This window comes from Mesorhizobium sp. L-2-11 (genome assembly GCF_016756595.1).
Taxonomy (GTDB): Bacteria; Pseudomonadota; Alphaproteobacteria; order Rhizobiales; family Rhizobiaceae; genus Mesorhizobium.
The window spans coordinates 4,529,672-4,552,736 of record NZ_AP023257.1; the positions used below are offsets into that span (position 1 = coordinate 4,529,672).

At 61.5% G+C, this 23,065-nt stretch carries 21 protein-coding genes and 1 riboswitch; of the genes, 6 read left to right on the forward strand and 15 right to left on the reverse strand.

All coding sequences use genetic code 11. The features are described from left to right. Window positions 1-53: 53 nt before the first annotated feature. The gene (locus JG739_RS21725; RefSeq protein ID WP_244749510.1) at window positions 54-959 is read right to left on the reverse strand and encodes an alpha/beta hydrolase; all 906 of its coding nucleotides are present in this window, start codon (window positions 957-959) and stop codon (window positions 54-56) included. A 337-nt stretch (window positions 960-1,296) separates the two neighbouring features. Between JG739_RS21725 and JG739_RS21730 the strand changes: the two genes are divergently transcribed. Continuing rightward, on the forward strand, window positions 1,297-1,851 hold the full coding sequence (locus JG739_RS21730) for an HdeD family acid-resistance protein (RefSeq protein ID WP_202363315.1): 555 nt from the start codon (window positions 1,297-1,299) through the stop codon (window positions 1,849-1,851). A gap of 78 nt (window positions 1,852-1,929) precedes the next feature. Here the strand turns inward: JG739_RS21730 and JG739_RS21735 are convergent, their stop codons facing one another. Next, window positions 1,930-2,913 (reverse strand): bifunctional riboflavin kinase/FAD synthetase, encoded by a 984-nt coding sequence (locus JG739_RS21735; protein WP_202363316.1) that lies wholly within the window; start codon window positions 2,911-2,913, stop codon window positions 1,930-1,932. Between the two features lie 26 nt (window positions 2,914-2,939). Next, on the reverse strand, window positions 2,940-3,800 hold the full coding sequence (locus tag JG739_RS21740; protein ID WP_202363317.1) for a TIGR01459 family HAD-type hydrolase: 861 nt from the start codon (window positions 3,798-3,800) through the stop codon (window positions 2,940-2,942). 374 nt (window positions 3,801-4,174) lie between these two features. On the opposite strand from JG739_RS21740, the gene JG739_RS21745 reads away from it, so the two are divergent. Next, window positions 4,175-6,139 (forward strand): TadE/TadG family type IV pilus assembly protein, encoded by a 1,965-nt coding sequence (locus JG739_RS21745; protein WP_202363318.1) that lies wholly within the window; start codon window positions 4,175-4,177, stop codon window positions 6,137-6,139. Window positions 6,140-6,241: 102 nt separating this feature from the next. Here the strand turns inward: JG739_RS21745 and JG739_RS21750 are convergent, their stop codons facing one another. Then, entirely contained in the window at window positions 6,242-7,069 is an 828-nt protein-coding gene (locus tag JG739_RS21750) for a DUF2189 domain-containing protein (protein ID WP_202363319.1), read from the reverse strand. A gap of 159 nt (window positions 7,070-7,228) precedes the next feature. Beyond that, the gene (locus JG739_RS21755; protein WP_202363320.1) at window positions 7,229-7,933 is read right to left on the reverse strand and encodes a glutathione S-transferase family protein; all 705 of its coding nucleotides are present in this window, start codon (window positions 7,931-7,933) and stop codon (window positions 7,229-7,231) included. A gap of 107 nt (window positions 7,934-8,040) precedes the next feature. Between JG739_RS21755 and JG739_RS21760 the strand changes: the two genes are divergently transcribed. Continuing rightward, window positions 8,041-8,406: a winged helix-turn-helix transcriptional regulator gene (locus JG739_RS21760; protein WP_202363321.1), complete on the forward strand. Its 366-nt coding sequence runs from the start codon at window positions 8,041-8,043 to the stop codon at window positions 8,404-8,406. Window positions 8,407-8,637: 231 nt separating this feature from the next. Here the strand turns inward: JG739_RS21760 and JG739_RS21765 are convergent, their stop codons facing one another. Next, window positions 8,638-9,048 carry a DUF1761 domain-containing protein gene (locus JG739_RS21765; protein ID WP_202363322.1) on the reverse strand — a complete coding sequence of 137 codons (411 nt, stop codon included), beginning with the start codon at window positions 9,046-9,048 and terminating at the stop codon, window positions 8,638-8,640. A 71-nt stretch (window positions 9,049-9,119) separates the two neighbouring features. Between JG739_RS21765 and JG739_RS21770 the strand changes: the two genes are divergently transcribed. Then, a complete protein-coding gene (locus JG739_RS21770) occupies window positions 9,120-9,755 on the forward strand; it encodes a TetR/AcrR family transcriptional regulator (RefSeq protein ID WP_202363323.1) in 636 nt (211 codons plus the stop codon). A 484-nt stretch (window positions 9,756-10,239) separates the two neighbouring features. On the opposite strand, the gene JG739_RS21775 is transcribed toward JG739_RS21770, so the two are convergent. Next, complete coding sequence (locus JG739_RS21775; RefSeq protein WP_202363324.1) at window positions 10,240-11,334, reverse strand: alkene reductase; 1,095 nt, start codon at window positions 11,332-11,334, stop codon at window positions 10,240-10,242. Between the two features lie 59 nt (window positions 11,335-11,393). After that, the gene (locus JG739_RS21780; RefSeq protein WP_202363325.1) at window positions 11,394-12,182 is read right to left on the reverse strand and encodes an SDR family NAD(P)-dependent oxidoreductase; all 789 of its coding nucleotides are present in this window, start codon (window positions 12,180-12,182) and stop codon (window positions 11,394-11,396) included. Window positions 12,183-12,292: 110 nt separating this feature from the next. Here JG739_RS21780 and JG739_RS21785 point away from each other — a divergent pair, with 110 nt between their 5' ends. Then, a complete protein-coding gene (locus JG739_RS21785; protein WP_202363326.1) occupies window positions 12,293-12,856 on the forward strand; it encodes a TetR/AcrR family transcriptional regulator in 564 nt (187 codons plus the stop codon). A gap of 70 nt (window positions 12,857-12,926) precedes the next feature. On the opposite strand, the gene fixJ is transcribed toward JG739_RS21785, so the two are convergent. The 4 genes from fixJ to JG739_RS21805 all read right to left on the reverse strand — a co-directional run bounded on the left by fixJ (window position 12,927) and on the right by JG739_RS21805 (window position 18,662). Further along, on the reverse strand, window positions 12,927-13,538 hold the full coding sequence (gene fixJ, locus JG739_RS21790) for a response regulator FixJ (protein WP_202367573.1): 612 nt from the start codon (window positions 13,536-13,538) through the stop codon (window positions 12,927-12,929). 166 nt (window positions 13,539-13,704) lie between these two features. Further along, window positions 13,705-16,569 (reverse strand): TM0106 family RecB-like putative nuclease, encoded by a 2,865-nt coding sequence (locus JG739_RS21795; RefSeq protein WP_202363327.1) that lies wholly within the window; start codon window positions 16,567-16,569, stop codon window positions 13,705-13,707. Window positions 16,570-16,942: 373 nt separating this feature from the next. Beyond that, window positions 16,943-17,380, reverse strand: coding sequence for a DUF4411 family protein (locus tag JG739_RS21800; RefSeq protein WP_446720511.1), 438 nt, complete (start codon window positions 17,378-17,380; stop codon window positions 16,943-16,945). 73 nt (window positions 17,381-17,453) lie between these two features. After that, complete coding sequence (locus JG739_RS21805; protein ID WP_202363328.1) at window positions 17,454-18,662, reverse strand: ImmA/IrrE family metallo-endopeptidase; 1,209 nt, start codon at window positions 18,660-18,662, stop codon at window positions 17,454-17,456. Window positions 18,663-19,146: 484 nt separating this feature from the next. Here JG739_RS21805 and JG739_RS21810 point away from each other — a divergent pair, with 484 nt between their 5' ends. Beyond that, window positions 19,147-19,632, forward strand: a complete 486-nt coding sequence (locus JG739_RS21810; protein WP_244749969.1) for a CAP domain-containing protein — start codon at window positions 19,147-19,149, stop codon at window positions 19,630-19,632. A gap of 197 nt (window positions 19,633-19,829) precedes the next feature. Here JG739_RS21810 and JG739_RS21815 read toward each other — a convergent pair whose 3' ends face one another. The 3 genes from JG739_RS21815 to JG739_RS21825 are packed head-to-tail and all read right to left on the reverse strand — an operon-like array spanning window position 19,830 to window position 22,632. Beyond that, entirely contained in the window at window positions 19,830-20,846 is a 1,017-nt protein-coding gene (locus JG739_RS21815; protein WP_244749511.1) for a FecCD family ABC transporter permease, read from the reverse strand. Window positions 20,847-20,875: 29 nt separating this feature from the next. Further along, the gene (locus JG739_RS21820) at window positions 20,876-21,823 is read right to left on the reverse strand and encodes an ABC transporter substrate-binding protein (RefSeq protein ID WP_202363330.1); all 948 of its coding nucleotides are present in this window, start codon (window positions 21,821-21,823) and stop codon (window positions 20,876-20,878) included. Beyond that, a complete protein-coding gene (locus JG739_RS21825) occupies window positions 21,820-22,632 on the reverse strand; it encodes an ABC transporter ATP-binding protein (protein ID WP_202363331.1) in 813 nt (270 codons plus the stop codon). Before JG739_RS21825 ends, JG739_RS21820 begins: the two co-directional genes overlap by 4 nt. Window positions 22,633-22,718: 86 nt before the next feature. Further along, window positions 22,719-22,922, reverse strand: a riboswitch (cobalamin riboswitch). Window positions 22,923-23,065 lie beyond the last annotated feature (143 nt).

The following is a 23,065-nucleotide window of genomic DNA, read 5'->3' on the forward strand; positions in this document are numbered from 1 at the left end:
GCTGCTGTTTGAATTTGGCAATAGCCGTATGACCCTGGCTGCTCACCCAAGAGTTACAAAAATCCGCGGACAAAGCTTCCCGCGCTGTGAAGAGTGCGGCGACCGGCACTCAATCCCGCATTCCAAACCGGCCAGGCGTGAATCATATGCGGCCAAATTTCGAGACCTACTTTGACGTCAGCCGCGCCAGCGGCTTGCGCGAGCCGAGTTGCGTCCGACAACAGCGTCTCGGCCGAACCGACTTGTATCAGCATTGGGGGAAATCCACTCAGATCGGCAAACAACGGCGAGATCAGGGGATCGCGCCGAGCAACGCCAGGGGGAACATAGGCGGTTGCCAGTTCCTCCAAATACGCCCGGTGGACGATAGGGTCGATCGCGTCCTTGGTTGACAGTGTCGCACCGGACATCGAAAGGTCCGTCCAGGGCGAGACCAGCCAAAGACATCGCGGCAACCGCTCCCCTGCCGCGCACAATATACTGATCAGGCACAAAGTGAGGTTGCCGCCCGCGCTGTCGCCGCCAACCACGATGCGATTCGGCGCGATCCCCTGCCGCCCCAGAAAGCGCCATGCGCTGAGTGCGTCTTCATGTTGCGCAGGGAAAGGATGTTCCGGTGCACGTCGATAGTCGATCGCGAGGGTGCGCATTCCCATTGCTCGACCAGCCTCGGTCACCATTCGACGATGACTTTTGAGCGAGCCAGAGCAGTAGCCACCACCATGGAAAAAGAGCAGAACTTTATCGCTGTCACTCCCAGGCGCTAGCGACCACTCTCCCTCGATGCCATCGAAAACCGCATGCTCGCATCTGATGTCGTCCGCAATCGGCCAGACCGAACCAACCTCGTCGAGCCGTGCCCGGCGTTCGTCCCAGCCCACCGGTCGTGGCTTTGACGTCAGCAAACTGCGGACGGCATTAATCTCCGTCAGATCGAGGCTTTCGTCCACATCGCTCAATTGCTCCCTCCCCTCATCAAGCATAAAAACGGGCGGATCAGCAGCCCTACGTCATCCAAATAAAACGCCAACGCCAGCGCTGGGCCAGCGCTGGAGAATTTTCCGTTTGCGCCACGGCGAACGCACGGGGACGACAGGTCGTCCGGAAGCCGCTTGTCATGCTTTAGCACTGCCGCCGCACATGGTCGAATATTCCGTCTGATATATGGCCGCTTCGGGTCTAGCCACGTCTGGCAAGCGATCGCTCGGGGTGTGGCGCTCGCACCCTGCTCGCTTTACCGGCAGGCCTGTCAGCGTTACCTTCCAAGCCGGCAAAGGTAACTGACGGAGAAGGGCGATGACACTGCACGGCGATGCCTTGAAAGATGCAATCGGTCAGACGCGGGCGAAATGGGGATGGTTCGTCGGGCTCGGGGTTCTGCTGCTGATCCTCGGCGGCATCGCCTTTGGCAATCTGTTCATCGCCACCGTCGCCTCGATCTACGTCGTCGGCTGGCTGATGCTGATGGCCGGAATCATCGAGATCATGCATGCCTTCGGTGTGAAGACATGGACCCGGTTCTTTTTTTGGCTGCTCAGCGGTCTTCTCTATGCAGTCGCCGGGTTCTTCGCCTTCTACAACCCGCTGCTGGCCTCGGCGGTGCTGACCTTCCTGCTGGCGGTCGCCCTTCTCGCATCAGGCGTGCTCAGGGCCTGGGTCGGGTACAGGCACAGACCGGAAAAAGGCTGGGGCTGGCTGGTTGCGGCCGGCGTCATCAGCGCGCTGGCAGGCCTGATCATCGCCATGGGCTGGCCAGTCAACAGCGTATGGGTGCTGGGGCTGTTTCTCGCCGTCGACCTGATCTTCCAGGGCTGGGCCTTCATTGCGATCGGCCTGGCGCTGAAAAAATAGGTTCTTGTCTTAGCATGGTCTTGTCCGAAAACCGGTTCCCACTTTTTGCTTCGCTGACCTTCGGTTCGGGATCATGCTCTAGAAAGCAACGGCCGCGTCGAGCTCGGAAAGCGGGCTGACGCCGGCAAGCAGCGCCCTCGCCTCGGCCTCGTCGCGTTTCATTTGCGCGACCAGCGCGTCGAGCCCGTCGAACTTCACCTCGGCGCGCAGGAAACCGAAGAAGGAAACCGCGCATATCTCGCCGTAGAGATCGCCGGAGAAGTCGAAGACGAAGGTTTCCAGAAGCGGCGCGCCGTTGTCATCGACGGTCGGGCGGCGGCCAAAACTGGCAACACCGTCATGAAGCGTGCCGTCGGCGCGGCGGAAGCGGACGGCGTAAATCCCTTCCTTCAGAGTGGCTTCCGGCGAAAGCCTCATATTGGCGGTGGGAAAGCCGAGCGTCCGGCCAAGCTGCTGGCCGCCGATCACCTCGCTCTCGACCGTGAAGCGGTAGCCGAGCAGGCCGGCCGCCTCGGTCACCGCGCCTTCGCACAGCAGCGCGCGGATGCGGCTCGACGACACCACCTCGGCGCCTTCGTCGCGAAAGGCGTCGACCAGGGTCACGCCGAAGCCGTGGCGTTCGCCGGCGGCCATCAGATAGGCCGGGCCGCCTTGCCTGTCCTTGCCGAAGTGAAAGTCGAAGCCGGTCACGCCATGGATGATGCCGAGATTCCTGTCGAGTACGTCGGTCACGAACGCTTCCGCCGACAGCGCGGCGAAGTCGCGCGTGAACGGCTGCTCGACGAGTGCGGCAAAGCCCAGATGCGACAGCAGCCGTGCCTTCATCGGCGGCGGCGTCAGCACGAACAGCGGTATCTCGGGCCGGAACACCTTTCTCGGATGCGGCTCGAAGGTCAGCACCAGAGCCGGCGCGCCGCGCCGGCGGGCCTCGGCAAGCGCGCGCTCGAGCACGGCCTGGTGGCCGCGGTGCACGCCGTCGAAATTGCCGATCGCCACCACGCCACCCCGCAAATGGGCCGGCAGCGGCGAGATTGCAGAAACGCGTTCGAAGGCTTGCGTCATTTCGAGGCTTCCGTCATCGAGCGAGCCTACTGCAGTCTCGGAATGACCGCGACCGGCCGGTAGCCGTGCCTCTCCAGGAAGGCGATCAGCCTGGCCGGATCCGGTTGTAGCGGATCGCCGTAGTCGCGGGCATGGATGCCGCCCGACACGTAGAGCACGTCGAAGCCATTGTCCGCAGCACCCTTGATGTCGGTCATCATGCCGTCGCCGACAGCCAGCACGTCCGAGCGCTCGACCGGGCGGCCGAGCAGGTCGGCGATCTCCTTCATCGCGACGTCATAGACCGGAGCATAAGGTTTTCCGGCAATCAGTGTGCGCCCGCCGAGCTGGGCATAGTCGCGGGCCAGGGCCCCGGCGCACCAGATCATACGCTCGCCGCGCTCGACCACGATATCGGGATTGGCGCAGATGAAGGGCAGGTTCCTGGCGCGCAGCCGTCGCAGAAGATCGGCGTAGTCTTCCGGCTTCTCGACCTCGTCGTCGAATAGCCCGGTGCAGACCACGCCGGACGCCTCGAACTCCTCGACGAGTTCGACATCAAGCCCGTCATAGAGCGTGAAATCGCGATCGGCGCCAATGTGGAAGATCTTTCGCGGCCCCTCCATGATCAGGTCGCGGGTCACGTCGCCGGAGGTGACGACACGGTCATAGGCGACAGAGGGAACGCCGATCGAATTCATCTGCGCCACCACATCAGCGCTGCGGCGCGGCGAATTGGTGATCAGCACAACGGGTATCTTCGCCTCGCGCGCGGTGGCCAGCGCCAGAGCCGCGGCCGGAAAATGCCGCTCGCCATTGTGGACCACACCCCAGACGTCGCACAGGATGGCACAATAGGCTCCCGACAAATCCGCGAGCGAGCCGATGATATCGGGCGAGTCCGCCATATCGTTTCCCAAATCATGATGGTTGCGAGCGTCGCCGCCGACGGTCCGCCGTGGCAGGTTCGCATTAACCGAAGCTCTTGACCCTGTCACCAGCTTTCACAGTTTTCAGGATTGCTCTGGTTTCGGGATTGCCCTGGTTTCAGGATTGCCTTGGCAGTGACGAAGGCAAGCGCGCAAGCTGCTCTTGCCGAGGCTTCACCCATTCTGCAGGCTTTCGGCGGCGGTTCAGCCGCGCGCAGCAAATGCCGGCATCGCCGGCGTGGTTAACGAGCTCTGAAAAAGTGTGCCGACCTTGGACGGGTTTCAGCAATCGGAAATTTAAGGATTGATGGCATCTTTCGCCGACTAGGGGTTCTGGCTGGGTGCTGAAGGCAATGATCCGAAAATTCGGTAGGGACCGGCGTGGCAATTATACGCTGATGACGGTCATCACGATGGTGCCGCTGATGGGCGGAGTGGCGCTCAGCGTCGATTACTCGGAACTGCTGCGCCAGAAGCATGCCACGTTGAACGCTTTGGACGCCGCCGGTCTCGCCACCGCACAGCAGGTCGTCTCCGGCGCAACCGACGACGCCGCCAGGGCCTATGCCAAGACGTTCTTCGAAACCAATCTCGGCCCCGTCGATCCGGCCAACACGTCGCTTACCGTCACGCTGCCCAACAGCAATGCGGGTGGCGGCACGTTGAAGCTGTGCAGCGCCCTGACCTATCACCCCTATTTCCTGCCGGCCGCCGCCATGCTGTTGGGCGGCGGGACCACCAGCGGCGGTACAACTTTCACGGAGTGCTCGGAAATCCGCCTCAAGAACACGCTGGAAGTCGCCCTTGTGCTCGACAATTCCGGCTCGATGAACGACCTCGGTTCGGGCACCGGGGAGAAGCGAATAGACCTGCTGAAGACTGCCGCCAAGCAGCTTGTCGATACGCTGGCGCTGCAGGCACAGCAGATGAAGCAGGTCAGCAAACCGGTGCAGTTCTCCCTGGTGCCGTTCGCGGCTTCGGTCAATGTCGGTCCCACCCATGACCTGGATAGCTGGATGGACCAGGACGGCATCTCCCCGATCCAGCACGAGGATTTCGACTGGACGAAGATGACCGCCGCCGACAATCCGGACAAATACGCCGAAAAACTCAACGGCGTCTGGTACAAACGCGGCACCGGCTGGGGCGATACCGAGGATCAACCACTGACTCGCTTCAGCCTCTTCGCCGACATGACGGTCGAATCCGGTCGGGAAGAAGTACCCAACAGCAGGCAGTATATCTGCGATGAGTACAGGAGAAACGGCACTTGCCGGACCGGCCACTGGACCACGCCGGAATATATCTACACCACCAGCCGCTATGCGAGCTGGCAGGGTTGCGTGGAGGCGAGGCCGTACCCCTACAACAACGACGACACGACGCCCAGCACCGCCACGCCTGCCACGCTGTTCGTGCCGATGTTTGCGCCCGACGAGGCCGGCACGCTGTGGCTCGATTTCAACCGCGACGGCGCTAACGACGCGACCTATCTGTCCTATGGTTACGGCAACAACTGGTGGGCCGACTGGCCCTATTACACCGACAGCCCAACCGCATCGCAGCGGCAGTCGGACATGCGCAAATATTTTCTGGTCAAGCCCTACGGTTCGAAGTCGGCTAACGCGGGCGACGGCCCCAATTCGTCCTGCACGACCAACCCGATCACGCCGCTCAAAGACGTGACCCAGCTTGCCCAGAAAGAGGAGATCGACAACGCCATCGACGCCATGGCGCCGAATGGCAACACCAACGTGCCGGAAGGCCTTGCCTGGGGCTGGCGGACGGTGTCGAGCAACGAACCTTTCACCGAGGGCCGGCCGAACACTGAAAGAGGCAACGACAAAGTGGTCATCGTGCTGACCGACGGCGCCAATACCTACAGCGCCGTCAGCGACAGCGGCTATGCCAACAACAGGTCGACCTACGCCGCTTATGGTTACACCGGCCTGACATATCCGGGGTCTGGCAGCGTGACGCGCCTGTTCATGAACACAAGCACCGACATCGGCAAGACGACCTACACCGGCGCCAACTACACCGCCGCGCTGGACGAGCAGATGCAGACCCTTTGCGGCAACGCGAAGAAATCGAACGTTCTCGTCATGACCGTTGCGCTCGACCTGTCGACCACCGATGCCGGCGACAAGAAAGCACTCGACGCGCTGAAGGCCTGCTCCTCGGACTCGCGCTTCCGCAAGGATCCCACCGATCCGAGCAAGCCGGCCAAGCTGTTCTGGAACGCGACCGGGGCGACGCTGTCGGACAACTTCAAGGAAATCGCCAACGAATTGTCGAACCTGCGTATCGTCGGCTGAGGTGGGTGGGTGACTTAAAGAGGCCGGCGGGACAGCGCCCTCCGTCCTGCCGGACATCTCCCCCACTTGGGGGGAGATCGGCAGCTTCTGCGTCTCGCGTCCCTACATTGGCCGCCGGTCCGGCTGCGCCCGCTCCGGTTCGACCACCCTGCGATAGAGATGCCAGGTCGCATGGCCAAGCACGGGCATAACGACGGCGAGCCCGGCAAACAGCGGGATCGAGCCGATGACCAGCAGCACGGCGACCGTCAGGCCCCACAGCGCCATCTGCAGCGGGTTTGTCATCACCGCCCGTGCCGAGGTCTCGATCGCCGAAACCGCGCCGACATCGCGGTCGAGCAGCAGCGGGAAAGCGACGACGGTCGTCGCCAGCACGATCGCGGCGAAGACGAAGCCAGCCGCATTGCCGAGCAGGATCAGCGTCCAGCCTTTGGGCGTTGTCAGCACCTCACGGACAAAGCCACCGATCGAGGCCGGCGGCTGAGCGCCGAACAGGCTGGTGTAGATCGATTGCGCGGTGAACAGCCAGAGCAGGAACAGCGCCACCAGCATGATGCCGATGACCGCGATCGCCGGCAGCGCCGGCGAGTGGCGCACCTCGAGCGCGTGCCACCAGGACGTGTCCATGCCGAGCTCGCGGCGGCGGCTGATCTCGTAGAGGCCGATCGCGGCGAACGGTCCAAGCAGGGCGAAGCCGGACATCAGCGGGTAAAGCAGCTGGATGGCGTAGGCGCCGGATGTCGTCCACTGCGCCAGGATCAATCCGACCACCGGATAGATCAGGCACATGAAGACGTAATGCGATGGCTTCGCCCAAAAGTCCTCGACGCCGAGCCGCAGCGCATCCATCAGGTCCGCCGTGGTGATGCGGCGCACCCTTGGCTGCACGTGCATCCCACGCGCATCCGACATGACATGAAAGCTGGCCATACCCATTCTCCCGTATTCAGGGAGCGGCCACCGCCAGGATGGCCGCCCGTAGCTGCCACTTCAAGAGCGATGGCATGATAGCCGAATTCGATGTGCTTGTCGCGAATCGGGTGGGGTTGAGCAAGCGCGGCGCGGCACAGGGCGTGTTCGTGCCGCGTGCTATGCACCAAATCGTTCAATCACCTCGGCGAGCGGAACGTGGCCAAGGCAGGCACCCGAACCCGCCGGCGTTTCGCCGTCCTCGATGGCCTGCGCGTATCGCACGTCCGGATCGCTTTCGATCCGGCGGCGCAGCGCCGCCAGCCTGGGATAGGCGGCTCCGTCGACCGCCTGGTGGAACTCCGCCCAACGGGCCACGCCGATCAGCGTGGTATCAGCAAGCGTCAGGCGATCGCCGACCAGAAAGTCGGTGTCGCCGATCATCGCCTCAAGCCGGTCGTGGCGCTCGGCAACGGCCTGGCGGCCAAAGTCACGCAAGGTCGCCAGCAGGGCCGGTTCGGCCGATTCCATTTCATAGGCAGCCCAGAGCGGGGTGAAAGCGGCGGTGAAACCGGTGTTCACGAAAGCCATCAACTGATGCATCCGGTCGGCTTCCGGCGAACGCGGATCGAAGCTGATGCGACGTTGCGAGTCGCGGGCTTCGAGCCACGCGGCAATCGCCATGGTCTCGGTGAGCGCCCTGCCTTCGTCGGTGATCATCACCGGCGTTTCCTGACGGCCGTTGATGCGGGCATAGGCGTCGTTCTTCATTTCAGTGAGCATGTCGACGCGGCACAGGCGGTAGGGCTGCCCGAGGCGTTCAAAAGCAGCGACGAGCCCCATCGAACTTCCCGCCGGGACGCCGTAAAGGAGGATAGGTTCCATTTCTTTGTCCTCTTCCATGTTTAGGGATCACGCTGCGCAGCGACGCTTGACCCTAAACGGTGGTCGTCCCATGTAAATTACGCACTATTTTGTAACCAGGACGCGCCATGAAAGATGTCGTCTCAAGCTGCCCGATCGAAGAGGCCATGCGTGTGCTCAGCGGTCGTTGGCCTACCTTGCTGCTCTACTATCTCAAGGACGGGACCAAGCGCTTCAGCGACCTGAGGCGTGACAACCCGACCGTGTCGCACCGCATTCTGACGCTGGAACTGCGCAAGCTGGAGGAAGCCGGGATCGTGCGGCGAACGGCGCATGCCGGCTATCCGCTGCGCGTCGACTATGATCTCACCGCAGCGGGCTCCAAGCTTGTGCCGCTCATCGACGCCCTGGGCGACTGGTGGGAAGATACCGAGGACGATCGGGCCGGCCGGGTCTCATCGACGCCGGAGACAAGGCTGGTGGCGGCGGAATAAGCAGTGGGGAAAATCTGACGTCTGCCACCCGAGGCTGACAACCGCCTTGGGTTGGATCTGCCGTCCGGGCCGGATACCGAAAGGAGCGGCGCCAGGCAGCCAGTGCGGGTCATCGGTGCAGACCGGCAGAGTCGGGCTGCGAATATTCAAAGAGCGGACATTCGAGCGGCCGCCGAGCGACGGCGACAAGCGTTGCGGCGCTTCCGCGTCCTCCCGGGTGAGGCGCCTTTGTTACCGCAACACGGTCAGGATCACGCCCATTGCCACCATGCTGACCAAGCGATAGCCGGCATTGATCGCATAATAGCGCAGAGGCCGGTGCTCATAGGTCACCGAATGCACCAGCGTGACAGCGACGAAGCCGAGCCAGAGCAGGAAAGTGCCGAGGACGGTCGAGACGATCGTCAGCGCGCCCCAGGCGTGAAGTACCTGATCGAGGATAAACGCCATGACCGCAAACGAGGCAAGGTCGACCGCAATTGCCCGCCGCAGGCCAGCGGCGAATTTCGCGCCGTCGACGCCCGACATCTCGGCCCACGGACGGATGAAGAGCAGCGGCGAATACCAAAGCCCAGCGACAACCCAGGCTGCGAGGACCGCAGTTCCGATCCCCCAGAGATTTATCGGCACAAACTCGATCATGCTGCCCCTCCGTCCAGCCTACTGATTCAATGATCTGGCGGCTATATTTGTTATAGCTTACTATATCCAATATGAATGACAATTCAAAGACCCGCAGGCGCTACGACGCACGGCTGCGGTCGGAGCGCGCTTCCGGCACGCGCCAACGCATTCTCGATGTGGCGAAAGAGCTTTTTACTGCGCGCGGAGTGGAAAAGGTCACGATCAATGACATCTCATCAGACGCCGGTGTTTCGGCACCGACCGTCTATGCCCTGTTCCAGTCGAAGACCGGCATTTTAAGAGCCGTGGTCGAGCGTTCCTTCTTCGGCCCGCGCTATGCGGAGATAGCCAGGCAGGCCGAGAACGCGAGAGACCCCGAGGAGATTCTGCGTATTACTGCCTCGATCTCTCGGGTCATCCTTGATGCGGAACGCGAGGAGATCGGCCTTATGCGCGGCGTCTCGGCCCTGTCTCCCGAGCTGAAGGCGATCGAGACGGAGCTGGAGACCGTCCGCTTCAAGCTGCAGGAAGCGCGTGCCAAGCTTCTCGTCGCATCCGTTGCTGTCGCGCGCCAACTCGGCTTGGCCCGCGTGCGCGACATCCTATGGATGTATACCGGCCGCGACGTCTATCGCATGCTCGTGTTGGAGCGGGGTTGGTCTTCAGACGAATACGAAAGCTGGCTTGCCGAGACGCTGATCAAAACACTGATTGGGCGAGACTAGTTGCACTCTGATCAGTGCAGTGGAGATCAATTTCTTGCGCCAAAGGCCCGACGGCGCTCATCTCATACCGCTCCAACCGTCAGCTCGCGCCTCACCCGTCTTGGACCGCTTCTCCCTGATCCCCAGCTCGAACAGGCAGCCATGCAGCAGGCCGGCTATATGGCGCGTGGCGCGCCGGTGGCTCTCTGAAGGATCTGGTCTCGACACGGCCGCGGGATACGGATGCTGACGGGCCGGTCTGTTCGAGGGGGCAGCCGTGGCAGACGACGCGCTGGTCGCTCCGCTGGCTGGGATATCGAACGCCTGAACTGCCAAAACGCTGATTTGATCGGGCGTGGAAACAATCCACGCCCGGTCTATTTGGCGCAGCCAGGATTGCGCTTATGTCAGGCAGGCGGCCTTGCCGCCACCGTGCTGCCACCGGCGAAGGCGGCGGCGCTGCTGTCGACGTGGGATGGCCGCGCGGGCGCGGCGCTGCGATGGCTCATGGCCGGCTTGAAGCGGCGATCGCGGGATAGTCGGTGTAGCCAGCGGAGCCGCCGCCATAGAGCGTGGCCTGATCGAACGTGGCCAGCGGCGCGCGCGTCTGCAGCCGTTCCACGAGATCGGGATTGGCGATGAACGGGCGCCCGAAGGCGAACAGATCCGCCTTCCCCTCGGCGAGCCGCGACGCCGCGAGGTCGAGGTCATAGCCGTTATTGGCGATGTAGGTGTTGTTGAAGCGCCGGCGCAGCGATCCGAAGTCGAACGGCGCGATATCGCGCGATCCGCCCGTGGCGCCCTCGACGACATGGATGTAGACGATGCCCAAAGCGTCAAGGTGATCGACGATATAGTCGAACTGCGCCTGGGGGGCGCTGCTCGAGACGCCGTTGGCGGGCGAGATCGGCGAAATCCGGATGCCGGTGCGCTCGGCGCCGATCTCCTCGACCACCGCAGTCGCAACCTCCAGCATCAGCCGGGCGCGGTTCTCGACCGATCCGCCGTAAGCGTCGGCGCGGAGGTTGGCGCCGTCCTTGGCGAACTGGTCCAGCAGATAGCCGTTGGCGCCGTGAATCTCGACGCCATCAAAACCGGCCGCGATGGCGTTCGCGGCTGCTTGCCGGAAATCGCTGACGATCCCTGCAAGCTCATCGAGCTCCAGCGCACGGGGCTCCGAAACGTCGACAAAACCGTTGCCGACGAAGGTCTTGGTCGCGGCCCGGATCGCCGAGGGCGCGACGGGGGCGGCGCCGTTCTCCTGCAGGTCGACGTGCGAGACGCGGCCGACATGCCAGAGCTGCAGGAAAATCCGCCCGCCCCTGGCATGCACGGCGTCAGTGACCTTGCGCCAGCCGCCGATCTGCGCCTGCGAGTAGATGCCGGGCGTGTCCTGGTAGCCCTGTCCCTGCTGCGAGATCTGTGTGGCCTCGGAAATCAGCAGGCCGGCCGACGCGCGCTGGCCGTAATATTGCGCGGCGAGATCGCCTGGAACGAAGCCCGGGCCAGCGCGATTGCGCGTCAGGGGCGCCATGACGATACGATTGGAGAGAGTGAGCGAGCCGAGAGTATAGGGCTCAAACAGGGTTGTGCTCGTCATAGGTCACCTTTGTTTGTCCCCGCCGCGGCAGGGTCTTATCGAGATGGCTTCGTTGATGCTCAGGCGACGGTGCGGTACCGCTCGGCGGGATGCTGGTTGCCATAGTTCGGAAGCATGGCCTGACGTGCGGCCTGAAGCGCGTCCCACTGCCCTGCATCGGGCAGCGGCGGGATTGTCACCGGTTCGCGGCGGTCGAAGCCGACCAGCGCCGCATCCACCAGGTCGCCCACCTCCATCACGTTGGAAAGCGTGTTGACGTCGGCGCCGACATGTTCCCAGATCTCCGTTCGCGTCGTGGCGGGAAGCACGGCCTGGACGTAGACACCCTTCGGGGCGAGCTCGAGGCTAAGTCCCTGCGACAGAAACAGCACGAAGGCCTTGGTTGCGCCGTAGACCGTCATGCCGAACTCCGGCGCCAGGCCGACCACGGAGCCGATGTTGACGATCGCCCCTTCGCCGGCCGCCGCAAGGCGCGGGGCGATGGCGCTGGCTAGCCGCAGAAGCGCGGTCGTGTTGAGCGCAACGAGACGCGCGACGTTGTCGGTGCTCTGCTCGATAAAACTTCCGCCGATGGCCGTTCCGGCATTGTTGACGAGGATGCCGATGCGGGTGTCATCGCGCAGCCTCGTCTCCACCGCTGCAAGCTCGGCAGGCTGCGTAAGATCAGCCTGGATGATGTCGATCGCCACGCCGTTTTCCTGACGCAGACGGGCCGCCAGGGCCTCCATTCGTGCCTTGTCACGGGCAACCAGCACGAGATCGTGCCCGCGGCGCGCGAAGCGCTCGGCATAGGCGGCTCCGATGCCGGTGGAGGCGCCGGTTATCAGGACTGACGGAATGGTGGTCATGGCATTGCTCTTTTCTCTGACGGACTCTATATTCATGACGATCATCATGATTGCCGCTAAATATGATGATCATCATGTAAATGTCAACGGCGCCGGCGGAGAATTTTGAGATGAAGGTCAGTCGAGAACAGATGGCGGAGAACCGCCGCCGAATCCTGGATGTCGCCAGCCGGCTGTTTCGCGCCAAGGGTTTTGACGCGGTCAGCGTGGCGGAGGTGATGAAAGCCGCCGGGCTCACCCATGGCGGCTTCTATGGCCATTTCAGCTCGAAGGACGACCTGATCGCGCAGACGCTTGCCGATGTGCTCGCCGCGGACTCAGGCGCCGGGGCCGATCTTCGCGCCTATGCAGAAGCCTATCTTTCGCCCCGCCATCGCGACAACGCCGCCGGTGGCTGCCCGACGGCGGGTCTTGTTGCGGATATCCGCCATCAGACCCCGGCTGCACGCTCGGCCATGACGGAAGGCCTTCGCTCGCAGATCGGCCATATCGGCAAGGCGCTACCGGAGTTGGATCCGGCAGACAGACGCCGCGCAGCGATCGGATGCTGGGCAGCGATGGTGGGGGCAGTGATCCTCGCCCGGGCCATCGATGATCCGGCGCTTTCGGACGAAGTTCTGGAACAGACGCGTGCCTGGATCGATACCGGGATCAGCCAAGTGTCTGCCAGATAGCCGGCGGTCTGCAGCAGGAGTGATCTTGTCGAGAGCAATGTGGCTACCGGCGGTAGCCCCTACAGTGTGGCTACTGAGCAGAGCGGTCGGCCAACAACGCCAGCCGGACGAGCTCGGACAGGCTCTTCGCCTGCATCTTCGACATGACATTGGCCCTGTAAATTTCAACCGTTCGCGGGCTGATGCCAAGTTCGTGCGCGATCACCTTGTTCGCCTTGCCGTCGACGAGCAGGTCCAGGACCTGGCGTTCGCGTTGTGTGAGCGATCCTACCCGGCTCGCCGCCTCCCTGACGTGTGCGCCATCGTGGATGGTCTTCGTCCGGCGGCCAAGTGCGGAGCGGATGGTCGCGATGAGCAGGTCGTCGTCGAACGGCTTCTCGATGAAATCGATCGCGCCCTCCTTCATTGCCTCGACTGCCATGGGCACGTCGGCGTGGCCCGTCATCACGATCACAGGGAGAAGCGAGCCACGAGCCTTCAGCCGACGCAGGAATTCGATGCCGTCGATGCCCGGCATCCGCACGTCGGTAACGATGCAACCGGAATCCGAACCCTCCACGTCTTCCAGGAAGGCGGAGGCGGATTCGTGCAGCCTGACCGCAAGGCCGTCCGACGCGAGCAGGAATGCCAGCGACTGGCGGACAGCCAGATCGTCGGATACCGGACGCGCGCGCAGCGCCAGGAGCCAGCATTGGCGAGCAGATACTCTAACGTCGCGTTCTGGGCCAAAGCGACGTGACCGCTCTGAAGTCGACGGAGCCGGGAAGCCGCCGTTCGTTCCGCTTCAACCGTTCGGCCGGATTCGACCAAAGTACTTGGGCGATTTTCGTCCGTTTCCACCCAAGCGGTCACTTAGCTTCCGCGACTGTCGTGGCAACTCGTTCTCTGCGAAGTGAAAGGATCGAAGATGGCAAAAAGCCCTTCGGATAGAGCTCAATGCGCGAGGGGCGTCGCCGGCGGTGCTTGCTCGTTGCAAAGGCGTCCACATCGCGTTCCCGCGACAGCAGGAATTTCAGGAAGCTTATGTCTCTCACACGGCAGGTTTGATAAATGCTCAACAATATCAGCTGCTCTGTAAGCCCTGCTTCTTTGACGCTTCGTCCGACATCCTCCCGATAATCGCTGATGCGTTTGATTGCGTTCTCGGCCAGATTGTTGTTCCACGACACACCGTCATGTTGCAGGAACGTGAACAGGCGCTCGCGATTGTGGAGTAGACGTTCCTGCAAAGTTTTGGAGACATCGGATTCGTAGGTGTGCTCCGCAAGCGCATCGAAGAACGCCGCCACAGCCCTCGCGTGGCCTCTTAGGTACTTGCGCTTGAGGCCATGCTTATCGACTATGACGACGATTGACCGCAACAAGGCACCAAACGGCACCGTAATGGACTGAAGCTCCTGATCGAACGGATTGTCGAGGATTGCGCGATTCATGTCGCGCATCAAGTGAATAAGGCAGCGCTGGTGCAAACAGGGGAGCCCGTCGTAGGCTGCATAAAAATCGGTAACTATCACTCCCTTGAAGTCTTTGAGCATCTTCCGCAGGAAATTTCCCTCGCGCGAGCGTCGGAAAATGTAGATGGTGGCGGATTCACTCGCGAACACCCAGACGTAACCGCTACCGTCCTTCAATTTCACCTCGGTTTCGTCAATATGTAACACAGGCCCTGTGATCAATTGCCTGAGAAGCATATTGAAGGTCTTGCGATAACGACGGACGAGCAAATGCCGGAAGGTTAGGAACTCCCACGAGTTCACCCGGATGCCGAAGATCTCATAGAATAGCGCACCGAGCGACCTGCCCCCGAGTCGATGCGTGATGTGCTGATACGCGAACCAGCTCATGAAGTTGTGAAAGTGTCGCGCAAGGCGCTCGTAGCGCTCGGGAGTAAAGCATCGTTCACAATTTGTGCAATGATAAGCGACCGCCCTGAACTCAATCACCTTCCGGCGGATCGCTCCCGGTGTGATGACGAGATCGAAGGCGCGCTTGCGCCTCGTCTGCAATCCCTTCGGCCGTTGCTTCGCGTCAATGGATGTAATGTGCTTGCTTTTGCAGAAGGGACAGCGTGTTGCCGTAATTTCCATTCGGTGTGTCGCCCGCAATTCGCGGTTTTGCCACTTTCGGCGCTGTGTCTTGCCGCCTCGTGTCCTCCGCACTGGTTTCGTTCGAATGAATACGTGGCGTTTCTGGTAGTCGAAATAGGCACGCTTGTTGATGAACGCGAAATCGGCATGCGCAAATTGTGACCAAGTCACGATACGCGCCAGATTATCGAGTTGCGCCACGGGCGCCACGCGCGGCAATATACCAGGTTTACTCTCAGTGTTTCCAGTCAGTGTCTCGCTCAAAAAAGCACTGACTCTGCGTAGTGCTTCGCAATCATCGAGGTTGTACTCGATCAACTTGGTTTTCCACAACGCGTCGCCGGTCTTCTCCCAGTTCTTACGCCAGACGATGCTCTCAATGCCGGATGCGTCCGGCTCGGTCCAGCGACAGCCCAAGTAGCCCGCAACCTCCTTGAGACCGTTCGAATAAGTTGGAAAATAGAAATGCGGATATATGACCGTGACTACGTTCGTTAGCATATTCAAAACAGCGTCAATGCTCCTTTTGCGTCGGGCCTGGCGCCGCATGCGCGCGATAAAGCTGCTTTCGTAGTTTCCGAAACAGTAGATGCGCGGAGCTTCGTAACGCCCAACAATATTGAGAAACCGGGCGAATATTTCGGCTTCGCCTTTCCGGTCATCGGACCATAACGAGTGGCGTTCAACGCGTTCGCCATCGCAAACAACGAGCCCAATCAGATAAGTGAAGCCCTCTTCGGGGACACCCTCGATATCCAGGTAGATCCGCACGGACCCGGTCGGAAGTTTCGGTGCACCAAGCACGTAGGTCGTTTGGTCGCGAATGGCCAGTGCATGCAACGCGTGGTCGCGCAATCTGAGCGGAGCATCGGCCCGCTTGCCGCGGCGTCGGGGCCGAAAGGTATGTGCTAGCTGGGTGAGCGTGAGTACGCCCTTACGAGCGTATCGCTTGATTGTCTTTTCGCCGACACCACGCAGGAGGCTCAGATTGTCTTCCCTGATGGCCTGATCACGGCAGCGGTCGCGGAACTCACAGATGTGGCAATGGTCATTCAACAGCAGCTTCGGCGGGCCTTCCGCCCGTTGCAAGCGCTCGGCGTCTCGGAGGAGGTTTTCCGCAGTCGTCAGGGTCGGCCCGAAACGAATGACCGTCTTCGTGTTGTTTCGCCCATTATAGATAACCCCGCCGCCAGGAAACGCTCCCTGAACCCGCGCTAGAAGAACGGCGCGCGCGGCAAGCTGTTGACGATCCGAGGCGCGAACCTGTGTCGCCGCGCAAAACATCACCGGTTGATATTGGAAGTCTCCGAGCGTTGAGTGCCCATTGGTCTTGCGAAGTCCATCGAAGACGATCGCATGGCGATCGTCCTCCAAACGAGCGCAAAGAATTAGCGCAGCCCCTTTGCGAAGATTGGTCAAGGACACATTGAGTTCAGTCGCGACCTCGGTTTCTTTATATTCGCGCCGAATCTTTTCGATCGCGTTGCGCTGCGCGTTGGCGCGCTGCTCAATCAGCAACTTCTCATAGCCGCATTTGATGCCTTTTTCACCGCGCAGTCGAAAATACGCCTTTAGCCTGCAGTGCTGCAGCGCATTAATAACTTCGTCGGTGATCCTCCAGGCCATCGCGTAACTCCTTTGCCGCTGACCAGAGGTGCGTAGGCGCGGACGTCATGCTGATCACATCATGAACAACGACGACCTATCGGTGCAGTGCCGACGAAGACTGGCTAGACCATCAACCGCGATGACGTGGATGTGGTTGCGTCTTTTCCGCAAGCGACTTATGGAAACTGCGAAGCTATGGCGCGGTTGCCTCAGGGGAATTTGCGGTGAGGCGAGACGCGTCGTCGCCCACGATCGTTCGGACCGCCTTGTGGCCGGCTCACGGCGCCAAAATCCGGCCTGACACCGCTCGTGGTTTTTGCACCGCCTGCAGCAATGTCGCCGGCGCCCAGTCCGCTTTCGAAACGTTCTTACAAGGGGAGCGAGCGACGGTCTAAATGCGATCACGCCATTTGGTCGAGAAATTGAGGTCTCGAATGAGCAAGAAACTATCGCCCCACGTGACGTGCATTTGATTGCAGACATCAGGAATCCTACGGTTTGCACGTTCGGCTGCCGGCTTTGATACTTCGGTCGTAACGACAGTCCGGACATCCGGGGCAAACATGGCATACGATATCAAAAAGGGGTCACGTCCGATCTTGATGATTTCGGCGTCTGTGAGGTCATTTCCATAACCATTCGCTAAGACTTCCTGAACTCGTCCAACATCGGCTTCCTCTTCAAGGCAAAGCGCATTCCTATTGTCTTTGTCACCAAGCCATTGAGCCAGGTCATCGGTCCCCCCAACGATTTCCTCAAGGATTTCGAGAGGAATCTTGGCGGCACCGCGTTCAGCCCAATGCAATAGCCATTCCCAGAACTCGGGCACGCGATCGAAGGCGTAGTACGAATTCTTGGCGGTGATTAGGACGTTCGCATCGAGGAGATAAATCGTTGCCCCCTCAGGCTGCGCGGCCAGAGGCGCCGGCAGCCGACGCCCCCGTCAAAGCATAAACGTTGGTCGGCTTAACTCCCAAGATTCTGCCTGCCATTGATGGCGAGAGAGCGCCCTCGGCAAGCATCCGTCCGGAAAGGGTCACAAGTCGATTACCCAGCCTGTGCCGACGAACAACGTAGTAGTCGGGTCCGTTTTCGTTGTCCTTATTTCGCTCTCGCGTCGCCGCTCGGCTTTGAAGCCAAAAGCGACGGAGGATACCACTGATCTCGGCCCACACCTCACGCGAGATATACCCCTCGCGAAACAACTTATAATTAACTGCAGAATGGCTCACGCGCCAAGCATCAGCGAGTTGCCTTATTCTCGCGACGACTTGTTCGGTTGGTGCGCCTCGTAGAGCGTCTTCACGTGCAGATTCGCCTTCAGGCATGAGGATTTGCCCAGCAACGTCGTTGCAAAACACCTCTATCGCGGAGGAAGGATTTGCCCCGCTGATGCCCGTGCGGCCGATCCAGATATGCGCCAGTTCGTGGAGCAGAGTAAAAGCCCATGCTGCTTCACTGTCCTGATCGTTGATGACAACGAAAGGAGCGACAGGGTCCGCCAAGGCAACCCCGCGAAAAAGCTCTACGTCAAGGGTGCTATGGTGACTCCCAAGGTTCCCAATCAGCAACACGAAGACACCGACTTGTTCGGCGAGGTCCCTCAGATAGGCGAAGGCATCATTTCGGGCACCGCGCCTGAATTGAGCGAGGTTGAAACTGAGAGTGCCCTCAATTTCCTTTGCGAGTGCCTTGGGGCCGCCATTGATATCGAAGCCACCAACGAAAGGCAGCTTTTTTGCCTCATCTTCAACTTCGAGAAGCGAGCGGACCATCTCTTGCCGTGCCCGGACTTCGCGCAACAAAGCATCAACCAAGGCCTCGTCGCGCCGAGCGTAGTCTGCTGGCAAGGTGCGGAAATCTTCGCCACGCTCAGCCCGCTTCGGCGGCGCGGACAGATAGAACGCAAGCAATGGGCGCCGGTAGTTTTTCGCCATCTTCAGGAGCAATGGCCTGGACGGTTCGCCATCGCCATTCTCTAACGCCGCAAGACGATCCGCACCAGCGACAGAACGCGTGTCCTTGAGGCCCAGCCTTTTTGCTGCGCCTTCAAGGTCAAGCCCCGCAGTTTCGCGGGCCCACTTCAGCACGTCGGGATTGACGCTAGGCATTCCTCACCTTTGTTGGGCCGGTCATATTTGCCCGGTGCCATCATACAACGCGTAAGCGAACGCTTCGTTACGAGGTGGGCATATATTTAGGAACAGGTCAACGGCTTCGCACTTGGAGAAAGTTACCCAACGTTTATCGACACGACGATTCGGCAGCAATCCCGCCTCGGTCGATGTCCGCTTCGCAATCATGACCTCCAGTGGCCGCCGAAGTCATGCGCCTCTAAGCAACGGGAAGACTGACCTCTACGGCCGACATTGCGCACAAGCAGTCATTCTCAGGCCACACCGCTGGAGGTACCGATGGGTCAAACTGGTATTCCGTCTCGGTACCGCGCGCCGGATTCACCAGTGGGACGACGGACGCCGCGAGCGAGATTTCTGAACGCCTGCCCGGCAATAGCCACTATTGCCGCTATGTCAGGCAGGCATGACGCTCACCGGCACCGCCAATCAACCATCCCCAGAATCCCGCCCTGACGAAATGCGCCGCACGCCAAACAGGCGAATGCTGCTCAGAGCTGCCGGCCTTGCCGCGCTGGCCGGGCTTGCCGCTTGCGCCACCGTGCTGCCCACCGGCGAAGGCGCCGGGGTCTCCGCCTCCGCCGTCGGCACGCTGGCGGGCATCCGCGCCTCAGCCGGCCTCGAACCGCTTGTCCCCGACCGTCAGCTCGAACAGGCAGCCCTGCAGCAGTCCGGCTATATGGCGCTCGGCGGCCGCATGACCCACTCGACCGGCTGGGGCAAGGGATTTGCTTCGCGCGTCAAGGGCAACGGCATTGCCGGTGCTGCCGCCGAAAACATCGCCGAGGGTCGTTTCGATCAGCAGAAGCTGTTCGACATCTGGATGCATTCGGCCGGCCACCGCCGCAACATGCTCGACCCGCGCTTCACCCGCTTCGGCCTGGCCTATGTGCGGGACGGCCGCGACAGCTCGCGGCGCTATTGGAGCCTTGTCCTGGGCAGATAGCAATTCGGGCAAAGGCCAATCCGCGCCGTCGACAATGCCGCGTCGGCTGACGAGATCATGATCGACCCATAGTTGTTCTTGCGCAGGAAGGCCACCTGATCGTCCGTCTCGACGCCCTCGGCAATGGCCCCATCCTTGGATAGCTTGCGATGCCGATACTGGCCGCGCCCTCAGCTGATCTGCTCCGAGGCCGCAACTCAAAGGCGATTGCGAATGAGCATGGTGACCACGAAGAAAGCGCCGACCGAACTGGTGATGATGCCGATCGGCAGTTCCTGCGGCGGCAGCAGCGTGCGCGCCAGAAGGTCACTGGCAAGCAGCAGCACCGCTCCGAACAGGGCGCAGCTTGCAATCAGGCGCAGATGTAACGGGCCGGCCAGGGACCTGGACAGATGCGGGATCATCAGCCCGACGAAACCTATGACACCTGCGACCGAGACCAGGATCGCCGTTGAGAAGGCAGCGACGAGAAACGCCGTCCTGCGCATCCGCACAACCGGCACGCCGAGGCTTTCGGCAGCATTCTCGCCGGCCAGGAAAGCGTCGAGCTTGCGATGGTTCCACAGCGCATAGGCAAGAATGGTGCCCGCGCCAAGAGCAGCCAGCCCGACATTGTCCCATCGCGCCAGGCCGAGCCCGCCCATCGTCCAGAACAATACCGAGTGAGCGGCGCGCTGGTCTCCGGCGAAGACGAGATAGTTGGTCAGGGCGATGAACATGAAAGAGACGGCAAGCCCGGCCAGTATCAGCCGTTCGGGTCCTTGCCCCCTCACCCGCGAAACCAGCAACAGCACGATGCCGGCCGCCAATATGCCGCCGGTGAAGGCGGCAACCGGCAACGTCCAGATGCCGAAATGATCACCAAAAATGGTGATGACGGAAACAGCACCCGCCGCGGCGCCCGAGGACAGGCCGAACAGGAACGGATCGGCGAGGTCGTTGCGCGTTACCGTCTGCAACAGCGTGCCGATGACGCCCAGCCCGGCGCCGACACAGATCGCCATGATCGTGCGTGGCAGCCTGAGATCCACGACGATCTTGGCAACCGGGATCTTGGCAACCGGGATATTGCCGACCGGGCCGGGCACGAGGTTTCCGTCCAGTCCGGCCGCATGTCCGAGCGCAGCAATCACGTCGCTCAACGCTATGACCGTCGATCCATAGGCGATCGACAGCAAAGCAAGAGCGGCGATCGCTGCTGCCCCTGCTGCCATGGCCAATTCGAATGCCCTGTGGCGCAAGCTCAAAAGGCTTCCGGGTGCATCGCCCTGGCGATCTTGGCGATCGCCTCGATGTTGGCTGGTCCAGGCGTCAGCTCGGCATAGCGGAGCGCGACGAAGCGCTCGTTCCTGACCGCATCGGTCTCCTTCATCGCCGGATGGACCTTGAGGAGTTCGAGCAGTTTCCTGTAGCCGCCGCCGTCCTGATAATCGAGCAGGATCAGGAACTGCGGATTGCGGGAAGCGACCGTTTCCCAATCCGTATTGCCCCAGCTCGTCTGCATGTCGGCCATGATGTTGTCGCCGCCGGCAGCGGCGATCATGGCGTTGGGGATCGCGAACTTGCCGGATGTGAACGGTTTGTCTTCGCCGGAATCGTAGAGAAACACCCGCGTTCCCTCGCGGTCGCCAATCTTCGCCATGATTTCGGCGAGCTGCGTTTTCCAGCCCGAAACAAGTTTTTTCGCCTCGGCTTCCTTGCCGAAAATCTTGCCCAGCTTTTCGATGTCGCCATACAGCAGGTCCATCGAAGCGGCGGGGCGGTTGGTGTCGAGATGGACGCAGCTTTCCGTCAGCACCAGCGTCTTGATGCCGTGCGGGGCCAGCGTATCGGGCGTCACCTCGCCGCCCGGCTTCATGCCGTAGTACCAGCCGGCGAAAAAGAAATCGGGCTCGACAGCGACGAGATTTTCGAGCGTCGGATACTTTGGCGCAAGTTCCGGGATCGCGCCCTGCTCGGCCTTGAATTCCGGACCGACCTTGTACCATCCGGTGATGCCGGTCAGGCCGACGATCGACGGTTGCAGCCCCAGCGCGAAGGCCATCTCGGCCATGTTCATATCCTGGATGACGGCGCGCTTCGGCGCGGCGTCGAACGTCAGCGGCGTGCCGCAGCTGTCGACCGTTACCGGGAAAGCGAAGGCGGTCTGGGCAAGCAGGAGGGAGGTAAAAGACAGTGCCAGGCGTTTCACGAATGCTGCTCCTTGGTTAAATCAGGGAAGGCACGGTTTGGAACGTCGAACACCGTGAGTTCGCGGTCTTCGGTCGGATGGCGCAGCCGAAGCACGTCGACGCCGAAAATCTCGCGGATCAACTGCTTGGTCAGCGCCTCGCGCGGACCGGCGAACGCCTGCAGGCGGGCAGCGTTCATCACCGCGACCCTGGTGGCAAATGGCGTGACCAGCGACAGATCATGCAGCACCGCCACGACGGTCATGCCAAACTGCGATACGAGTTCAAGAAGTTCGCTGCGGGCGCGCGGATCGAGATGATTGGTCGGTTCGTCGAGGAACAGGATTTTGGGCTCCTGGGCGATGGCGCGCGCCAGTTGGGCGCGTTGCCGCTCACCACCGGACAGCGAGCCGATCGTGCGGCCGAGCAGCGGCAGCAGGCCGGTTCTGCGAAGCGCTTCGGCGACGATGTCGCGTTGCTCGCTTCTGCGTCGCAAGCCGGCATGCGGGACCCGCCCAAGCCCGACATAATCGATTACGGCAAGCCGCGGATCAGGCTGATCGGTCTGGCCGACGACAGCCATGTGCAGAGCCCGCTCGGCGGCCGAGAACGTCTCCAGCCGGCGCCCGCCAAACCTCACATCTCCCGCGCTTGGCCGCAGCGTACCGCACAGCATGCGCAGCAGCGTCGTCTTGCCGGCGCCGTTTGGGCCGATGATGGCGAGGCGGTCGCCCGCCGCCACCGAAAGGCTGACCGCACTGACCAGGCGCTGGCCATTCGCCGTCGCGTTCAGTTCACGCGCTTCAAGAAGAGGCTGGGAGGCGTCCACTTACCGTCACTTTCTCCAATGGCGACGGAAGGAAGCGAACCGGCCGACAAACCGATGTCCACGTCTCCTCCCGGCACACCCCGTCCGGTCAACTCATGCTGATGGCAGGTCTCCTGGCTCGCGGGTCCTTGCGCCATCCAGCCTTCCCAGCCTTGCCGGCCAGTGGCATTTCGGATTTTGCTCGCCGCTTACAGTTGCGGGGGCAGCCACGGCCTCCATCCGAAGATCTCACCGTGTTCCCTTTTCACCCCTTGCCTTTCGACTCGGGGACCATCACCTTTCCACCGTAGATTTCCGCCGACCGCGTCGCAATGGTTTTGATTGGGCTCGCACCATGATGCGCGGTCGTTCGCATATGTAATGATATTACATATCAAGCGCTACTCTCTGCTGTCAACACCGGCATACCTGTGCTCCGGTTTTTCCCGGATGC

What these genes read in the sequence shown, in the direction of transcription:
- JG739_RS21770 (WP_202363323.1), top strand. Translation starts at nt 9,120, where the DNA reads ATGAATGACAATTCAAAGACCCGCAGGCGCTACGACGCACGGCTGCGG.
- JG739_RS21780 (WP_202363325.1), bottom strand. Translation starts at nt 12,182, where the DNA reads ATGACCACCATTCCGTCAGTCCTGATAACCGGCGCCTCCACCGGCATC.
- JG739_RS21745 (WP_202363318.1), top strand. Translation starts at nt 4,175, where the DNA reads ATGATCCGAAAATTCGGTAGGGACCGGCGTGGCAATTATACGCTGATG.
- JG739_RS21805 (WP_202363328.1), bottom strand. Translation starts at nt 18,662, where the DNA reads ATGCCTAGCGTCAATCCCGACGTGCTGAAGTGGGCCCGCGAAACTGCG.
- JG739_RS21740 (WP_202363317.1), bottom strand. Translation starts at nt 3,800, where the DNA reads ATGGCGGACTCGCCCGATATCATCGGCTCGCTCGCGGATTTGTCGGGA.
- JG739_RS21795 (WP_202363327.1), bottom strand. Translation starts at nt 16,569, where the DNA reads ATGGCCTGGAGGATCACCGACGAAGTTATTAATGCGCTGCAGCACTGC.
- JG739_RS21735 (WP_202363316.1), bottom strand. Translation starts at nt 2,913, where the DNA reads ATGACGCAAGCCTTCGAACGCGTTTCTGCAATCTCGCCGCTGCCGGCC.
- JG739_RS21785 (WP_202363326.1), top strand. Translation starts at nt 12,293, where the DNA reads ATGAAGGTCAGTCGAGAACAGATGGCGGAGAACCGCCGCCGAATCCTG.
- JG739_RS21730 (WP_202363315.1), top strand. Translation starts at nt 1,297, where the DNA reads ATGACACTGCACGGCGATGCCTTGAAAGATGCAATCGGTCAGACGCGG.
- JG739_RS21810 (WP_244749969.1), top strand. Translation starts at nt 19,147, where the DNA reads ATGCGCCGCACGCCAAACAGGCGAATGCTGCTCAGAGCTGCCGGCCTT.
- JG739_RS21750 (WP_202363319.1), bottom strand. Translation starts at nt 7,069, where the DNA reads ATGGCCAGCTTTCATGTCATGTCGGATGCGCGTGGGATGCACGTGCAG.
- JG739_RS21815 (WP_244749511.1), bottom strand. Translation starts at nt 20,846, where the DNA reads ATGGCAGCAGGGGCAGCAGCGATCGCCGCTCTTGCTTTGCTGTCGATC.
- JG739_RS21755 (WP_202363320.1), bottom strand. Translation starts at nt 7,933, where the DNA reads ATGGAACCTATCCTCCTTTACGGCGTCCCGGCGGGAAGTTCGATGGGG.
- JG739_RS21760 (WP_202363321.1), top strand. Translation starts at nt 8,041, where the DNA reads ATGAAAGATGTCGTCTCAAGCTGCCCGATCGAAGAGGCCATGCGTGTG.
- JG739_RS21765 (WP_202363322.1), bottom strand. Translation starts at nt 9,048, where the DNA reads ATGATCGAGTTTGTGCCGATAAATCTCTGGGGGATCGGAACTGCGGTC.
- JG739_RS21775 (WP_202363324.1), bottom strand. Translation starts at nt 11,334, where the DNA reads ATGACGAGCACAACCCTGTTTGAGCCCTATACTCTCGGCTCGCTCACT.